Here is a 14,839-nt window from a genome sequence, read left to right as displayed (position 1 = left end):
GGGTGCGGGGGCGCGCTCATCATGAGCGCGCCTCGACCATGGGCAAAATATAGCGGTATTCAGGCATCCCGCTGGGTGAAACTGTTATCGGCGTCTCAACGCACCTGCACCACCACTTTACCGACGGCCTTGCGCTGGGCCAGGTCGTTGATGGCTTGGGCGGCGTTCGCCAGGGGATAGGTCTGCGACACCAGCGGCTTCAATTTGCCCTCGGCGTACCAACTGAACAATTGCTGGAAGTTGGCGGCGTTGTCCTGGGGCTGGCGCTGGGCGAACGAGCCCCAGAACACGCCGACCACCGACGCGCCCTTGAGCAGCGCCAGGTTGACCGGCAGTTCCGGGATGCGGCCGCTGGCAAAACCCACCACCAGCAGGCGGCCGTTCCAGGCGATGGAACGGATGGCCTGGTCGAACAGGTCGCCGCCGACCGGGTCGTAGATCACGTCGACGCCATTGCCGTCGGTCAGGCGCTTGATTTCATCCTTGAGATTGTCCTGGCTGTAGTTGATCAGTTCGTCGGCGCCGAAGGCCTTGGCCACTTCGAGTTTCTCGGCGCTGCTGGCGGCGGCGATGACCCGGGCACCCATGGCCTTGCCGATTTCCACGGCGGCCAGGCCCACGCCCCCGGAAGCCCCGAGCACCAGCAGGGTTTCCCCTGGCTGCAACTGCGCACGTTGCTTGAGTGCGTGCATCGAGGTGCCGTAGGTCATGCTGAAGGCGGCGGCGGTGTTGAAGTCCATGGCGGCGGGGATCGGCAGTACGTTATAGCCGGGCACCTTCACTTCTTCGGCAAAACTGCCCCAGCCGGTCAGGGCCATCACCCGGTCGCCGACCTTGAGGTGGCTGACCTTTTCGCCCACGGCGGCGACCACGCCGGCCGCCTCGCCACCCGGGGAAAACGGGAAGGGCGGCTTGAACTGGTACTTGCCCTCGATGATCAGGGTGTCCGGGAAATTCACTCCGGCGGCGTGCACCTGCAGCAGGATCTCGTTCTTCGCGGGCACCGGGCTGGCGACCTCTTCCAGCACCAGCGTTTCGGCGGGGCCGAAGGCTTTGCAGAGCACGGCTTTCATCGGGCTATTCCTTTGGGAGTGATGGCCGATAAGTGTAGGTGTGTGAGTCGAAGGGTCAACGAGCATGCCCCACCCTGATAGTCCGCCATAAGCTTTTGCTTGGGCGCGGCGGTGTGGGTCGCTATGCTAGGCCGCAAACCGGATAAGGAGCGAATTGTGAAAGCGTTGATCATGTTGATGTTGGCCCTGTCCCTACCGCTGGCGGCAGTGGCTGCGGAAGAAGCCAAGGAAGGGGAAGCGGCGGGCCCGAAAGTCGCCTATATCAGCCTGACGCCGCCGTTCGTCGGTAACTATGGCCTCGATGGCAGCCCGAAACTCAAGGTCTACAAGGCCGATGTGGCCTTGCGCGTGACCGGCGAGGAAGCGGCCAAGGCGGTCAAGGCCAACGAGCCGTTGATCCGTAACCAGCTGGTGGCGCTGTTCGCCCAGCAGACCGTGGATTCGATGAGCAACGTCGACGCCAAGGAAAAGATGCGCCAGGAAGCACTGAAGCAGGTTCAGCAGGTGATGAACGACGAAACCGGCAAGCCGGTGGTCGAGGACCTGCTGTTCAATAACCTGATTGTTCAGTAAGGCCCTTGAGTCTTGCAGCGTGCTTGCTGACGCCATCGCCAGCAAGCCGGCTCCTACAGGGCTGAGTCTCACCACAAAAGTATCGTGCTGCCGAGGTCTCATGTAGGAGCTGGCTTGCCAGCGATGAGGCCCTTGAGTCTGGCGGTATTCTTACTGACGCCATCGCCAGCAAGCCGGCTCCCACAGGCCCGAGTCTCACCACAAAAGTATCGTGCTGCCGAAGCCCCCTGTAGGAGCGAGCTTGCTCGCGATGGCGTCAGCCGCCTCAACGCAACGCCAGCACTGCCGCCCACTGCTCCGGCGTCACCGGCATCACCGACAAGCGGCTGCCTTTCTGCACCAGCGGCATCTCCGCCAGCTCGGTCTGCTGCTTCAGGTAGCCCAGCCCAAGGACCTTGCCGAACGTCTGCACATGCCCGACCTGCAACGCGCTCCAGGGGTTCTTCTCGGCATTCGCCTTGGGGTCGTGATAATGGCTTTGAGGGTCCAGCGCGGTGGGGTCCGGATAGGCCGCCTCGACGATCTTGCCGATCCCGGCAATCCCCGGCTCCGGGCAACTGGAGTGATAAAAGAAAAACTCATCACCGACCGCCATCGCCCGCAGGAAATTGCGCGCCTGGTAATTGCGCACGCCATCCCAGCGCGTCTCGCCGAGCTTGGCCAGGCCTGCGATGGACAGTTCGTCGGGCTCGGATTTCATCAGCCAATAGGCCATGGTTTTGCTCCTTGGGCAATTTGTCGGGCAATTTGTCACATTAACCGACAGTCGGTTGACGCCAGCGTTTGCGTAGTGCTTCACGTTATCGCAAAATGCCGGGATTTTAAGCTTGACGCTGCTGCACGGCCTATAACGAAAACCGTTGCTGTCATCGTGGATCATTTGCCTAGGGGGGCAATCGATGAAACGCAAACCGGATTTACTATGGATTTTGGTGATTTTGTTCGGTTTAGGCGTGGTCACTACCGGCTATGCCCAGGGCCTGTGGTCCGGGAAAAAAGACGCGCCGGTGGAAATCGTCCAGCAGCAACCGCAACAGTCGACCCTGTTCAAGCGCTGAGCCCGGCGATTCCGGCTGCACAGCCGATTCGTTTATAGCGCGAAATACCAGGCACGGTCCGTGACCGTGCCCTGTAGTGGCACATCCCAGCTGGCCTGATTCAACTTCCCGACTTTCTGACATTCATGGGCCAGTCCCAGCAGCGTCGGCTTGCGCCAGCTTTGGCGTCGGGCCAGATACGCCAGGCTGCGGTCATAAAAACCGCCGCCCATCCCCAGTCGTCCACCTTCCACATCGAAACCCACCAATGGCAGCAACACCAGGTCCAGGGCCCAGACCTTGCGTTGCGCGGCGAGGTTGACCCGTGGCTCGAGGATACGAAACCGGTTGGGCTGCAGCTTCTCCCCCGGTCGGATGCGCTGGAACACCATCCGCGTGCGCGGCCAGGCGCTCAGCACCGGCAGGTAGGTGTGCTTGCCGCGCCGCTGGGCTTCACGCAGCAGCAGGCGCGGATCGATTTCACCGTCGGTGGGCAGGTACAGGGAGATGTGGCGGGCGCGGCGAAACAGTGGGTGTTGCGCCAATTGCCGGTACAGGCCGCGGGCAGCCTGGCGCTGTTCGCTGGCGCTGAGTGCGCGGCGGGCCTTGCGCAGCAGTCGTCGAAGTTGCGGGCGGGAGGGCGGCGCAGGTTCGGTCGTCATAGTGTCTGGCTTGGGCAAGCGAGCAGCCAGGACGGCAACTCGTTAACACCAACGCCGGCAGTCATAGCCGGCACTGGGTTGAAATCAGGCTCCCCGACGTACCGCTGTCGGCTTAGCCCTTGAACCCGAGAGTTCAAGGTGGAAGTTGCAGGGGGCCTTAAGGCTTTCCGTCTAGCGGACATGCGCACCGGCCCCAACGTGCAACTCCCGTGGTTTTGCGAATCGGCTCAGGGACATCACCAACTGGCAAGCACTCCAGGGAGTTGGGTCAGTATACCCGAAACTCGCTGTAGGAATCAGCCTTTGCTGTTGTCCGGATCAGCGGACAGCGCCAGATCGACACGATCGAGCAAATCACGCACCTGTTCGCGGGTCGAGCCGCTGGCCTGCACATCCGGGCGCTCCTGGCGGTGCAGCAGGTCGTGGGTGATGTTCAGCGCGGCCATGACGGCGATGCGGTCGGCCCCGACAACCTTGCCGCTGCTGCGGATCTCGCGCATCTTGCCGTCCAGGTAACGAGCGGCACTGACCAGGTTGCTGCGTTCTTCCTGCGGGCAGATGATCGAATATTCTTTATCGAGGATCTGCACGGTCACGTTATTGCTTGAACTCATGAGTCTTGCTCCAGGGCTTTGAGGCGCGAAATCATCGATTCGACCTTACGCCGGGCGATTTCGTTTTTTTCAATGAGGGTTGCGCGCTCCTCGCGCCAGGTCTTTTCCTGAGCTTGTAAGAGTCCATTTTGGCTTTTAAGTTGCTCGACCCGGGTAATCAGCAGTTCGAGTCTGGCCATCAGCGCGTGCAGGTCGGTGTCTTCCATCGGGTATCCACTGAAATATGACTGATGAGCGGTAGTAAGCAAAGCCCGGAGCAAACGTTTGGACGGCCGATGGTCTGGCTCGTGCGCGAATGCTAGGATACAAGGCCTTCATTCTAGACATTGCGCCGCTTGGCGCCTAGCCGCCCATGCCCATTCAGAATTCCCCGTATAACGCCTTTGCCACCCTGCTGAGCACCAGCGGTCACCCTGTCTCGCCCGCCGAGCTGCACGGCCTGCTGCTCGGCCGCAGTTGCGCCGGTGCCGGCTTTGAAGCCGACAGCTGGCTGGTGGACGCCGCCGAACTGCTCGAAGGCGAACCGCAGGACAACGTGCGCAACGCCCTGATCGGCCTGCAAGAGATGGTCAAGGGCGAGCTGACCAGCGACGACATGACCGTCGTCCTGCTGCTGCCTACCGACGATGCGCCCCTGACCGAGCGTGCGATTGCGCTGGGCCAGTGGTGCCAGGGCTTCCTCGCCGGTTTCGGCCTGACCTACCGCGCCAACGCCCTGAGCGTCGAGGCCACCGAGGTGCTCCAGGACCTGGCGGCCATCGCCCAGGTGCAGGACGCCCTGGAAGAGTCCGACGACGGTGAAAACGACTATATGGAAGTCATGGAATACCTGCGGGTCGCGCCGCTGCTGCTGTTCACCGAAGTCAACAAACCGGCTGAACCGGCTGCCAAGCCTTCTCTGCATTAAGACGCCTTCAGACAGGGAGCTCCATCTGCCCATGATTCATATCCCCAAAGCGGAATACGCCCGGCGCCGCAAGGCCCTGATGGCGCAGATGGAACCCAACAGCATCGCGATCCTGCCGGCCGCCGCCGTGGCGATCCGTAATCGCGATGTCGAGCACGTCTATCGTCAGGACAGCGATTTCCAGTACCTGAGTGGCTTTCCCGAGCCCCAGGCGGTGATCGTGCTGATGCCTGGCCGGCCCCACGGCGAGTACCTGCTGTTCTGCCGTGAGCGCAATGTCGAGCGGGAACTCTGGGACGGCCTGCGCGCTGGCCAGGAGGGCGCGATCCGCGACTTCGGCGCCGACGATGCGTTCCCGATCAACGATATCGACGACATTCTTCCGGGCCTGATCGAAGGGCGCGACCGGGTCTATTCGGCCATGGGCAGCAACCCGGAGTTCGACCGGCACCTGATGGAGTGGATCAACGTGATCCGTTCCAAGGCCCACCTCGGCGCGCAACCGCCGAACGAATTTGTTGCCCTGGATCATCTGCTGCACGACATGCGCCTGTATAAATCGGCGGCGGAAGTGAAGGTGATGCGTGAGGCCGCGGCGATTTCCTGCCGTGCCCATGTGCGGGCGATGCAGGCCAGCCGCGCCGGGTTGCATGAATTCAGCCTGGAAGCCGAGCTGGACTACGAGTTCCGCAAGGGCGGGGCGAAGATGCCGGCCTACGGTTCCATCGTCGCGGCCGGGCGCAACAGCTGCATCCTGCATTACCAGCAGAATGACGCGGTGCTCAAGGACGGCGACCTGGTGCTGATCGACGCCGGTTGCGAGATCGATTGCTACGCCAGCGATATCACTCGCACCTGGCCGGTCAGCGGGCGTTTTTCGCCGGAGCAGAAGGCGATCTACGAACTGGTGCTGGCTTCCCAGGAAGCCGCCTTTGCCGAGATCGCCCCGGACAAGCATTGGAACCAGGCCCATGAGGCGACGGTGCAAGTGATTACCGCCGGGCTGGTGGAACTGGGGCTGTTGCAGGGCAATGTCGACGAGCTGATCGCCGACGAGTCCTACAAGGCGTTCTACATGCACCGTGCCGGCCATTGGCTGGGAATGGATGTACATGATGTCGGCGACTACAAGGTCGGTGATCAATGGCGCGTGCTGGAGGTCGGCATGGCGCTGACCGTGGAGCCGGGGATCTATATTTCCCCGGACAACCAGAACGTGGCGAAGAAATGGCGAGGCATCGGTGTGCGGATCGAGGACGATGTGGTGGTGACCCGGCAAGGCTGTGAAATCCTCACCGGCGGCGTGCCCAAGACCGTGGCCGAGATCGAGGCGCTGATGGCCGCTGCCCGGACCGAAGCGGCATGAGCCGGGTCAATCTGGCGATCATTGGCGGTGGCCTGGTCGGCGCCAGCCTGGCGTTGGCCTTGCAGGCCGGGGCCAAGGCCCGGGGCTGGAAGATCACCCTGATCGAACCGTTCGCTCCCGGCGACAGTTATCAGCCCAGCTACGATGCGCGTTCTTCGGCACTGTCCTTCGGTGCCCGGCAGATCTATCAGCGCCTGGGTGTGTGGCAGTCGATCAGCCAGCGGGCCGAGCCGATCAAGCAGATTCATGTGTCCGACCGCGGGCGTTTCTCCACGGCGCGGTTGTCCGCCATGGAGGAGGGCGTGCCGGCCCTCGGCTACGTGGTGGAGAACGCCTGGCTGGGACAATGCCTGTGGCAGGCGCTGGACCAGGAAGTGATCAGTTGGCGTTGTCCGGCCGAGGTCACCCACCTGCAACCGCTGGAGGATGGCTATCGACTGACCCTGGGGGATGAAACCCAGCTGGACTGCGACCTGGCGATCCTGGCCGACGGCGGCCGTTCCGGGTTGCGCGAGCAGTTGGGCATCGGGGTGCGCAAGCGGCCTTATCACCAGAGTGCCTTGATCGCCAATATCACCACCAGCGAAGCCCACCACGGCATGGCCTTCGAACGCTTTACCGACGAAGGACCGATGGCCCTGCTGCCACTGCCTGAGAATCGCTGTGCGTTGGTCTGGACGCGCCTGGGGATGGACGCCCAGCGTCTGGCCGAGCTGGACGAGCGCAGTTTCCTCGCTGAATTGCAGGGGGTGTTCGGCTATCGCCTGGGCACCCTGCGCCAGGTCGGCGCGCGGCACCTGTACCCGTTGCATCTGGTGGAAGCCGAAGAGCAGGTGCGTGCCCATCTGGTGGTGCTCGGCAACGCGGCCCACAGCCTGCATCCGATTGCCGGGCAGGGCTTCAACCTGTCCCTGCGTGATGCCCAGGCCCTGGCCGAAGCGTTGCTGTCGAGTACGGCACCCTTGGGCGACCTGAGCACCTTGCAGGCTTATCAGGAGCGTCAACGCCTGGACCAGACACTCACCGTGGGTTTCTCCGACCAGGTGACCCGCCTGTTCGGCAACGCCCAGCCGCTGGTGGCCCTGGGGCGCAATATCGGCCTGCTGGGCCTCGACCTGCTGCCGCCGGCCAAACGCTGGTTCGCCCGCCAGGCGATGGGCCTGGGTACCCGTTCCGATGTCTAGGGCCTGTATCGACACCCCAAACCCTGTGGGAGCTGGCTTGCCGGCGATGAACGATAACGCGGTGCAACAGATGCTCCGCGCCGTCTGCCATCGCCGGCAAGCCGGCTCCCACAAGGGGCATGCTCACTCTTTACTACAGGCTTAAAGCATGGAAATGCGCGCAGATGTGCTGATTGTCGGGGCCGGAATGGTTGGCAGCGCCCTGGCCCTGGCGTTGAAAGACAGCGGGCTGGAAGTTCTCCTGCTCGACGGCAGCCCCCTGAGCGTCAAGCCGTTCGACCCGCAGTCCGCCTTCGAGCCACGGGTTAGCGCCTTGTCCGCCGCCAGCCAGCGAATCCTCGAACGTCTCGGCGTCTGGGACGGGATCAGCGCCCGGCGCACCAGTCCCTACCGCGACATGCAGGTCTGGGACGGCAGCGGCACCGGGCAGATTCATTTCTCGGCGGCCAGCGTGCATGCCGAGGTGCTGGGGCATATCGTCGAGAACCGGGTGGTCCAGGATGCCTTGCTCGACCGCCTGCACGACTGCGACATGGGCCTGCTGGCCAATGCCCGCCTGGAGCAGATGCGCCGCTCCGGCGACGACTGGCTGCTGACCCTGGCCGATGGCCGGCAACTGCGCTCGCCCCTGGTGATCGCGGCGGACGGCGCCAATTCGGCGGTGCGTCGCCTGGCCGGCTGCGCCACCCGCGAGTGGGACTACCTGCATCACGCCATCGTGACCAGCGTGCGCAGTTCGCGACCGCACCAGATGACCGCCTGGCAGCGCTTCACCGATGACGGCCCGCTGGCGTTCCTGCCACTGGAGCGCGACGGTCAGCAGGACTGGTGCTCAATCGTCTGGTCGACCACGCCGGAGCAGGCGCAGCGCCTGATGGGGCTGGAGGAAGAGGCGTTCTGTCGTGAGCTGGAGCGGGCCTTCGAAGGTCGTCTGGGGTCGGTGATTTCGGCTGACCCGCGGCTCTGTGTGCCGTTGCGCCAGCGCCATGCCAAGCGTTATGTGGCCGAAGGGCTGGCACTGATCGGCGATGCGGCGCACACCATTCACCCGTTGGCCGGCCAGGGCGTGAACCTGGGTTTCCTCGATGCCGCGGTGCTGGCTGAAGAGCTGCTGCACGCACGGGAACGTGGCGAGCGACTGGCGGATGTGCGGGTGTTGAGCCGTTTCGAGCGACGACGCATGCCCCACAACCTGGGCTTGATGGCAGCGATGGAAGGTTTCGAGCGGCTGTTCCAGGCCGATTCGCTGGCATTGCGCTGGTTGCGTAACACCGGGTTGAAGAGCGTCGAGCAGATGCCCGAGGCCAAGGCGTTATTCGTGCGCCAGGCGTTGGGGCTGACGGGCGATCTGCCGGAGTTGGCCAGGGCGTAGATACCGTCTTGCCCGACGCGGTCCCTGGTGTCGTTTGCCCGGACGCCATCGCCAGCAAGCCGGCTCCCACAGAACTGTGCATCACCCCAGAATATCCTGGTGCCACGGTCCTTGTAGGAGCCGGCTTGCCGGCGATGCAGGCGGCACGGTCTCGCTGGCTGGGGCCTGTGCAACATCTGGTAACTCCTCCGTCTCCGGTTAAGTTTGAGATGCTAAATGTGAGTCACTATCATTTCGCGCTCATTTCGAAATCGAGAGACCGCTCCCATGTTGGCACCGAAGCGTCTACTGACTGCCCTGGCCCTTTCCCTCATGGCCAGCACTGCCCACGCCGCCGACGAAGTGGTGGTCTACTCCTCGCGTATCGACGAATTGATCAAGCCGGTCTTCGACGCCTACACGGCCAAGACCGGGGTCAAGATCAAGTTCATCACCGACAAGGAAGCGCCGCTGATGCAGCGGATCAAGGCCGAAGGCGAAAACGCCAGCGCCGACCTGCTGCTCACCGTTGATGCCGGTAACCTCTGGCAGGCGGAAAAGATGGGCATCCTGCAGCCCTTCACGTCCAAGGTGATCGACGCCAATATTCCGCTGCAATACCGCTCGTCCGCCCATGCGTGGACCGGCCTGAGCCTGCGCGCGCGGACCCTGGCGTATTCCACCGAACGGGTGAAACCGTCCGAGCTGAGTACCTACGAAGCCCTGGCCGACAAGCAATGGGAAGGCCGCCTGTGCCTGCGCACGTCGAAGAAGGTCTACAACCAGTCGCTGACCGCGACCCTGATCGAAGTCCATGGCGCCGAGCAGACCGAGCAGATTCTCAAAGGCTGGGTCAACAACCTGTCCACCGATGTGTTCTCCGACGACCTCGCGGTGCTCGAGGCAATCAATGCCGGGCAGTGCGACGTCGGCATCGTCAACACCTACTACTACGGTCGCCTGCACAAGCAGAACCCGAACCTGGCGGTGAAACTGTTCTGGCCGAACCAGGGTGACCGTGGCGTGCATGTGAACCTCTCGGGTATCGGCCTGACCCAGCACGCGCCGCACCCGGAAGCGGCCAAGGCCCTGGTGGAGTGGATGACCACCCCCGAGGCGCAGCGCATCTTTGCCGACGTGAACCAGGAGTTCCCGGCCAACCCGGCGGTGCCGCCGTCGGCGGAAGTGGCGAGCTGGGGCAAGTTCGTACCCGACACCTTGCCGGTGGAGATCGCCGGCAAGCGCCAGGCTGAAGCGATCCGCCTGATGGACAGGGCCGGCTGGAACTGAGTCGGTTGCGACACAAAACCCTGTAGGAGCCGGCTTGCTGGCGATCGCATCGGCGCGGTCTTTCTGGTTGACCGTGTCGTCCGGATCGCCAGCAAGCCGGCGCCTACAGGGGGCCTCCGTGTAAACACCTTTTTCGAGCGCTTCCTTGGCCCACCTCGCCCAACGCCGCTGGTATCCCCCGGTCTTTACCGTCGCTGCCCTGGTGCTGCTACCGCTGAGCGTGCTGCTGCTGTCCTGGCAGGCCATCGACCTGCAAATCTGGCAGCACCTCTGGGACACCCAACTGCCGAGGTTGCTGGGTAACACCCTGACCCTGGTGCTGGGCGTCGGCATCGGCGTCACCCTGTTGGGGGTGAGCCTGGCCTGGCTCACCAGCCTTTGCGAATTCCCCGGCCGGCGCTGGCTGGACTGGGCATTGATGTTGCCGTTCGCCATCCCTGCCTATGTGCTGGCGTTCGTCTTTGTCGGCCTGCTGGATTTCTCCGGCCCGGTGCAAAGCCTCTTGCGCGAGTGGTTCGGCAGCGGCCTGCGGTTCCCCCGCGTGCGCTCCACCGGCGGGGTGATCCTGGTCCTGGTGCTGGTTTTCTACCCCTACGTCTATCTGCTCGCCCGCACCGCCTTCATGGCCCAGGGCAAGGGCCTGATGGAAGCTGCCCGGGTGCTTGGGCAATCGCCCTGGCAGGCGTTCTGGCGGGTGGCGCTGCCCATGGCGCGCCCAGCCATCGGCGCCGGCGTGGCCCTGGCGCTGATGGAAACCCTGGCGGATTTCGGCGCCGTGGCGGTGTTCAACTTCGACACCTTCACCACCGCCATCTACAAGACCTGGTACGGCTTCTTCAGCCTCTCCAGCGCAGCGCAACTGGCCAGCCTGCTGCTCCTGGCGGTGATGCTGGTGCTCTACGGCGAACGTCGTGCCCGTGGCGCCGTGCGTGCCGGCAACGAACGCCCACGGGTTCAGGCGCTCTATCACCTGCGCGGCATCAAGGCCCTGGCGGCCAGCGCCTGGTGCCTGCTGGTATTCGCCTGCGCCTTTGTCATCCCGCTGCTGCAACTGCTGGCGTGGTTCTGGAAGCGTGGCCGCTTCGATCTCGACGAGCGTTACGCCGGCCTGATCCTGCACACCCTGTACCTGGGCGTCATGGCGGCGCTGATCACCATCAGCGTGGCCCTGCTGCTGGCCTTTGCCCGACGCCTGGCGCCGACCCGGGCCATCCGCTCCGGTGTCAGCCTGGCCAATCTCGGCTACGCGCTGCCGGGCTCGGTGCTGGCAGTGTCGATCATGCTCGCGTTCAGTTACCTGGATCGGGTGCTGGTGATCCCGCTGTCGGGTTGGTTGGGTGGGGCCGGCAAGCCGTTGTTGCTGGGCAGCCTGTCGGCCCTGCTGCTGGCCTACCTGGTGCGCTTTATCGCCGTGGCCTATGGCCCGTTGGAGAATAGCCTGGCACGTATCCGGCCTTCTTTGCCCGAAGCGGCTCGTAGCCTGGGAGTCAGTGGGCCACTACTGTTTTGCAAAGTGTATCTGCCGTTGCTGCTGCCCGGTGCCTTGAGTGCGGCGTTGCTGGTGTTCGTCGACGTGCTCAAGGAAATGCCCGCGACCTTGCTGATGCGCCCGTTTGGCTGGGACACGCTGGCGGTGCGCATCTTCGAAATGACCAGCGAAGGGGAGTGGGCACGGGCCTCGTTGCCGGCCCTGACCCTGGTGCTGGTCGGGCTGTTGCCGGTGATCGGCTTGATCCGTCGCTCGGCGCATCGAATCGGCTAGGTGTCATGGCTCCGCCTTGCGGCTACAATGCGCGGCATTCGGTGCGGTCCGTCTGACAGACCGGGTGCGAAACAGACTCAAGGCCCCCTCCATAAAGGGCTCAAGCCGGTTTCCTGCCTGTCCGCGCCTTCGCCACGCCCGGAAGGAGAAACCCATGGGACAGCGTACGCCTCTCTATGACCTGCACCTCGCCCTTGGCGCGAAGATGGTCGATTTTGGCGGTTGGGATATGCCACTGCATTACGGCTCGCAGGTCGAGGAGCACCATCAGGTGCGACGTGACTGCGGTGTGTTCGATGTCTCGCACATGACCGTGATCGATATCACCGGCGGCCAGGACAAGGCGTGGTTGCGCCACCTGCTGGCCAATGATGTCGAGCGCCTCGACGGCCCCGGTCGCGCCTTGTACAGCGCGATGCTCAACGAGCGCGGTGGGGTGGTCGACGACATGATCGTCTATCGCACCGAAGCCGGTTACCGCCTGGTGGTCAATGCCGCCACCCGCGACCAGGACATGGCCTGGATGCAGGCCCGACTCCCCGGCTACGACGTGCAACTGCACGAGCGCCCGGAGCTGGCGATGCTGGCGATCCAGGGTCCCCACGCCCGGCACAAGATCGCCGAGCTGGTCAGCCAGTCTCGTGGCCAGCTGATCCAGCAACTCAAACCGTTCGAAGGCCGCAGTGACGGCGACTGGTTTATCGCCCGCACCGGCTATACCGGCGAAGACGGTCTGGAGATCATCCTGCCGGCCGATCAGGCCCCGGGCTTCTTCAACGACCTGGTGGGCGCGGGCATTTCGCCCATCGGTCTTGGCGCCCGGGATACCTTGCGCCTGGAAGCCGGCATGAACCTTTACGGTCAGGATATCCACCAGGACGTTTCGCCGCTGGCGGCCAACATGGCCTGGACCATTGCCTGGGAGCCGGCCGATCGCGACTTTATCGGGCGCAGTGCCCTGGAGGCGGAAAAAACCGCCGGCGCCAAGCTCAAACTGGTCGGGCTGGTACTGGAGGAGCGCGGTGTTTTGCGGGCTCATCAGGTGGTTCGGATCGCCGAGGTTGGCGAAGGAGAGATCACCAGTGGTAGTTTCTCTCCTACGCTAAGCAAGTCGATTGCGCTGGCGCGTGTTCCCTCGGCCACGGCCGATCGCGCCGAAGTTGAAATTCGTGGCAAATGGTACCCGGTTCGCGTGGTAAAGCCGACGTTCGTGCGTCATGGCAAAACCTTGATCTGATTCTTCCGGCGAGCCCTCGGTCGTCTCGCCTTTGATACTTAATTTGAGGACACTGAATATGAGCGATATCCCTGCTGATCTGCGTTTCGCCGAAAGCCACGAGTGGGCCCGCCTGGAAGCTGACGGTACAGTCACTGTCGGCATCAGCGACCATGCTCAGGAAGCTTTGGGGGATGTGGTGTTTGTCGAACTGACTGAAGTCGGCACGCTGTTCGCCGCTGGCGAGGCTGCCGGGGTGGTCGAGTCGGTGAAAGCGGCGTCGGATATCTATTCGCCAGTGTCGGGCGAAGTGATCGCGGTCAACGAGGCGTTGTCCGCCGAGCCTGAGCTGCTGAACTCCGAGCCCTACGGCGCGTGGATCTTCAAGCTCAAGCCGAGCAATGCGGCGGAGCTGGAGAGTCTGCTGAATGCGGCGGATTACCAGGCTGCTATCGGCGAGTAATTCACCAGGGTTACCGCGTTATCGTTCATCGCGAGCAGGCTTGCCCCTACAGGAGCGAGCCTGCTCGCGATCACGGTGTTACGGCTGCAAGACCGCTTTGACCGCCGCCACCGAACGCTCGACATCGGCCTTGGTCATGGCGTTGAACATCGGCAACGACACGATCAGGCGTCCGACGCGCTCGGCGATCGGGAACATGCCTTCCTTGAAACCGCGCTCGCGGTACAGGCTCAGCAGGTGGATCGCCGGGTAGTGATAACCGATGCCGATGCCGCGCTGCTTCATCTCTTCCATAAAGGTCGCCCGAGCCGGCTGGCCGTCCTGACGCTCCGGCAGTACCAGCTGGAACATGTGCCAGTTGCTGTTGGTGAAGTCCTTCACCGGTAGCTGCGCACCGTATTTCTCTTCGAAATCACTGCCCAGGCACTCGAAATAGTACTCGGCCAGCCCGCGGCGGTGCGGGGTGATGGCATCGATATGGGCAAACTGGCCCAGGCCGATGGCCGCGGCGACGTCGGTCATGTTGAACTTGCCGCCCAGCACGTCCACGTCCAGGCCGTCATGACCGGTACGGGTCACGCCCTGCAGGCGATATTTCTCGGCCAGACGGGCTTCTTCGGCGTTGTTCAACACCAGGCAGCCGCCTTCGGACGACGTGATGTTCTTGTTCGCCTGGAAGCTGAACGACACCAGGTCACCCAGGGCACCGATCTTCTGGCCGTTCCATTCCGAACCCAGGGCCTGGGCCGCGTCTTCGACGATGCGCAGGTTGTGTTTCTTGGCGATGGCGTACAGGCGGTCCATGTCCACCGGCAGGCCGGACAGGTAAACCGGGATGATCGCCTTGGTGCGCGGGGTGATCGCGGCCTCGACCTTGTCCAGGTCGATATTGCGGGTCACCGGGTCGATATCGGCGAACACCGGGGTCGCGCCGACTTCGATGATCACGTTGGCGGTGGCCACCCAGGAGATGGGCGTGGTGATCACTTCGTCGCCTGGGCCGATACCGGCGATGCGCAGGGCGATTTCCATGGTGCAGGTGCCGGAGTTGAAAGTGCGCACCGGACGCCCGCCGAAGTACTCCGACAGTTGAGCTTCAAAGGCCGCGACCTTCGGACCGCTGGTGATCCAGCCGGAACGCAGGACATCGCCCACGGCGGCAATGGTCGCTTCGTCGATGGTCGGTTTGGAAAAAGGCAGGAAAGGAAGTTCGCTCATGGGGTCGTGACGTCCGATGTGAAGGCCGGGAGTGCTCTACCGGCGGTGAAGAGTAGACAGCAAGGCTGCAATGTTGCCGATGATACTGTTTTAAGGTGAAAAATCGGTGCTTTTTTTACTGTC

The 14,839-nt window shown here is 63.4% G+C and carries 16 protein-coding genes and 1 other RNA gene; 10 read left to right on the top strand and 7 right to left on the bottom strand.

Annotation, left to right across the window (positions count from 1 at the left end; all coding sequences use genetic code 11):
- Positions 1–95: 95 nt before the first annotated feature.
- Positions 96–1,073 carry an NADPH:quinone oxidoreductase family protein gene (locus HX866_RS31935; protein WP_177098172.1) on the bottom strand — a complete coding sequence of 326 codons (978 nt, stop codon included), beginning with the start codon at positions 1,071–1,073 and terminating at the stop codon, positions 96–98.
- 156 nt (positions 1,074–1,229) lie between these two features.
- On the opposite strand from HX866_RS31935, the gene HX866_RS31930 reads away from it, so the two are divergent.
- Positions 1,230–1,646 carry a flagellar basal body-associated protein FliL gene (locus HX866_RS31930; RefSeq protein WP_177098173.1) on the top strand — a complete coding sequence of 139 codons (417 nt, stop codon included), beginning with the start codon at positions 1,230–1,232 and terminating at the stop codon, positions 1,644–1,646.
- 265 nt (positions 1,647–1,911) lie between these two features.
- On the opposite strand, the gene HX866_RS31925 is transcribed toward HX866_RS31930, so the two are convergent.
- Positions 1,912–2,361, bottom strand: coding sequence for an EVE domain-containing protein (locus HX866_RS31925; protein WP_177098174.1), 450 nt, complete (start codon positions 2,359–2,361; stop codon positions 1,912–1,914).
- Positions 2,362–2,545: 184 nt separating this feature from the next.
- On the opposite strand from HX866_RS31925, the gene HX866_RS31920 reads away from it, so the two are divergent.
- Positions 2,546–2,704 (top strand): hypothetical protein, encoded by a 159-nt coding sequence (locus tag HX866_RS31920; protein ID WP_177098175.1) that lies wholly within the window; start codon positions 2,546–2,548, stop codon positions 2,702–2,704.
- 32 nt (positions 2,705–2,736) lie between these two features.
- On the opposite strand, the gene HX866_RS31915 is transcribed toward HX866_RS31920, so the two are convergent.
- The 4 genes from HX866_RS31915 to HX866_RS31900 all read right to left on the bottom strand — a co-directional run bounded on the left by HX866_RS31915 (position 2,737) and on the right by HX866_RS31900 (position 4,165).
- Complete coding sequence (locus HX866_RS31915) at positions 2,737–3,345, bottom strand: 5-formyltetrahydrofolate cyclo-ligase (RefSeq protein ID WP_177124310.1); 609 nt, start codon at positions 3,343–3,345, stop codon at positions 2,737–2,739.
- An 86-nt stretch (positions 3,346–3,431) separates the two neighbouring features.
- Positions 3,432–3,610: non-coding RNA, 6S RNA (gene ssrS, locus HX866_RS31910), on the bottom strand.
- Positions 3,611–3,641: 31 nt separating this feature from the next.
- Entirely contained in the window at positions 3,642–3,959 is a 318-nt protein-coding gene (locus tag HX866_RS31905) for a cell division protein ZapA (protein WP_100942080.1), read from the bottom strand.
- A complete protein-coding gene (locus HX866_RS31900) occupies positions 3,956–4,165 on the bottom strand; it encodes a TIGR02449 family protein (RefSeq protein WP_121135421.1) in 210 nt (69 codons plus the stop codon). Before HX866_RS31900 ends, HX866_RS31905 begins: the two co-directional genes overlap by 4 nt.
- 146 nt (positions 4,166–4,311) lie before the next feature.
- Here HX866_RS31900 and HX866_RS31895 point away from each other — a divergent pair, with 146 nt between their 5' ends.
- From HX866_RS31895 to gcvH, 8 genes are all read left to right on the top strand, one after another.
- Positions 4,312–4,866: a YecA/YgfB family protein gene (locus HX866_RS31895; RefSeq protein WP_177098177.1), complete on the top strand. Its 555-nt coding sequence runs from the start codon at positions 4,312–4,314 to the stop codon at positions 4,864–4,866.
- A 31-nt stretch (positions 4,867–4,897) separates the two neighbouring features.
- A complete protein-coding gene (pepP, locus tag HX866_RS31890) occupies positions 4,898–6,232 on the top strand; it encodes a Xaa-Pro aminopeptidase (protein ID WP_177105064.1) in 1,335 nt (444 codons plus the stop codon).
- Positions 6,229–7,416 (top strand): 2-octaprenyl-6-methoxyphenyl hydroxylase, encoded by a 1,188-nt coding sequence (gene ubiH, locus HX866_RS31885; protein ID WP_177098179.1) that lies wholly within the window; start codon positions 6,229–6,231, stop codon positions 7,414–7,416. The genes pepP and ubiH overlap by 4 nt, the downstream gene beginning before the upstream one ends.
- 154 nt (positions 7,417–7,570) lie before the next feature.
- Positions 7,571–8,788: a 2-octaprenyl-3-methyl-6-methoxy-1,4-benzoquinol hydroxylase gene (locus HX866_RS31880; RefSeq protein WP_177141112.1), complete on the top strand. Its 1,218-nt coding sequence runs from the start codon at positions 7,571–7,573 to the stop codon at positions 8,786–8,788.
- Between the two features lie 267 nt (positions 8,789–9,055).
- Positions 9,056–10,057 (top strand): extracellular solute-binding protein, encoded by a 1,002-nt coding sequence (locus HX866_RS31875; RefSeq protein ID WP_177098180.1) that lies wholly within the window; start codon positions 9,056–9,058, stop codon positions 10,055–10,057.
- A gap of 145 nt (positions 10,058–10,202) precedes the next feature.
- Positions 10,203–11,819 carry an ABC transporter permease gene (locus HX866_RS31870; protein WP_177141110.1) on the top strand — a complete coding sequence of 539 codons (1,617 nt, stop codon included), beginning with the start codon at positions 10,203–10,205 and terminating at the stop codon, positions 11,817–11,819.
- Positions 11,820–11,973: 154 nt separating this feature from the next.
- Complete coding sequence (gcvT, locus tag HX866_RS31865) at positions 11,974–13,056, top strand: glycine cleavage system aminomethyltransferase GcvT (RefSeq protein WP_177141109.1); 1,083 nt, start codon at positions 11,974–11,976, stop codon at positions 13,054–13,056.
- Between the two features lie 58 nt (positions 13,057–13,114).
- Entirely contained in the window at positions 13,115–13,498 is a 384-nt protein-coding gene (gcvH, locus tag HX866_RS31860) for a glycine cleavage system protein GcvH (RefSeq protein ID WP_177098183.1), read from the top strand.
- Between the two features lie 78 nt (positions 13,499–13,576).
- On the opposite strand, the gene HX866_RS31855 is transcribed toward gcvH, so the two are convergent.
- Positions 13,577–14,716, bottom strand: a complete 1,140-nt coding sequence (locus tag HX866_RS31855; protein ID WP_177098184.1) for a DegT/DnrJ/EryC1/StrS family aminotransferase — start codon at positions 14,714–14,716, stop codon at positions 13,577–13,579.
- Positions 14,717–14,839: the final 123 nt, after the last annotated feature.

The organism is Pseudomonas gingeri (assembly GCF_013386165.1).
GTDB classification, from domain to species: Bacteria; Pseudomonadota; Gammaproteobacteria; order Pseudomonadales; family Pseudomonadaceae; genus Aquipseudomonas; species Aquipseudomonas gingeri_C.
This window is presented reverse-complemented; position numbering and strand designations above follow the sequence as displayed.

Coding starts and splice junctions, on each gene's coding strand:
- HX866_RS31905 (WP_100942080.1), bottom strand. CDS start 3,959: ATGAGTTCAAGCAATAACGTGACCGTGCAGATCCTCGATAAAGAATAT.
- HX866_RS31915 (WP_177124310.1), bottom strand. CDS start 3,345: ATGACGACCGAACCTGCGCCGCCCTCCCGCCCGCAACTTCGACGACTG.
- ubiH (WP_177098179.1), top strand. CDS start 6,229: ATGAGCCGGGTCAATCTGGCGATCATTGGCGGTGGCCTGGTCGGCGCC.
- HX866_RS31925 (WP_177098174.1), bottom strand. CDS start 2,361: ATGGCCTATTGGCTGATGAAATCCGAGCCCGACGAACTGTCCATCGCA.
- HX866_RS31935 (WP_177098172.1), bottom strand. CDS start 1,073: ATGAAAGCCGTGCTCTGCAAAGCCTTCGGCCCCGCCGAAACGCTGGTG.
- HX866_RS31895 (WP_177098177.1), top strand. CDS start 4,312: ATGCCCATTCAGAATTCCCCGTATAACGCCTTTGCCACCCTGCTGAGC.
- HX866_RS31875 (WP_177098180.1), top strand. CDS start 9,056: ATGTTGGCACCGAAGCGTCTACTGACTGCCCTGGCCCTTTCCCTCATG.
- HX866_RS31855 (WP_177098184.1), bottom strand. CDS start 14,716: ATGAGCGAACTTCCTTTCCTGCCTTTTTCCAAACCGACCATCGACGAA.
- gcvH (WP_177098183.1), top strand. CDS start 13,115: ATGAGCGATATCCCTGCTGATCTGCGTTTCGCCGAAAGCCACGAGTGG.
- pepP (WP_177105064.1), top strand. CDS start 4,898: ATGATTCATATCCCCAAAGCGGAATACGCCCGGCGCCGCAAGGCCCTG.
- HX866_RS31880 (WP_177141112.1), top strand. CDS start 7,571: ATGCGCGCAGATGTGCTGATTGTCGGGGCCGGAATGGTTGGCAGCGCC.
- HX866_RS31900 (WP_121135421.1), bottom strand. CDS start 4,165: ATGGAAGACACCGACCTGCACGCGCTGATGGCCAGACTCGAACTGCTG.
- gcvT (WP_177141109.1), top strand. CDS start 11,974: ATGGGACAGCGTACGCCTCTCTATGACCTGCACCTCGCCCTTGGCGCG.
- HX866_RS31920 (WP_177098175.1), top strand. CDS start 2,546: ATGAAACGCAAACCGGATTTACTATGGATTTTGGTGATTTTGTTCGGT.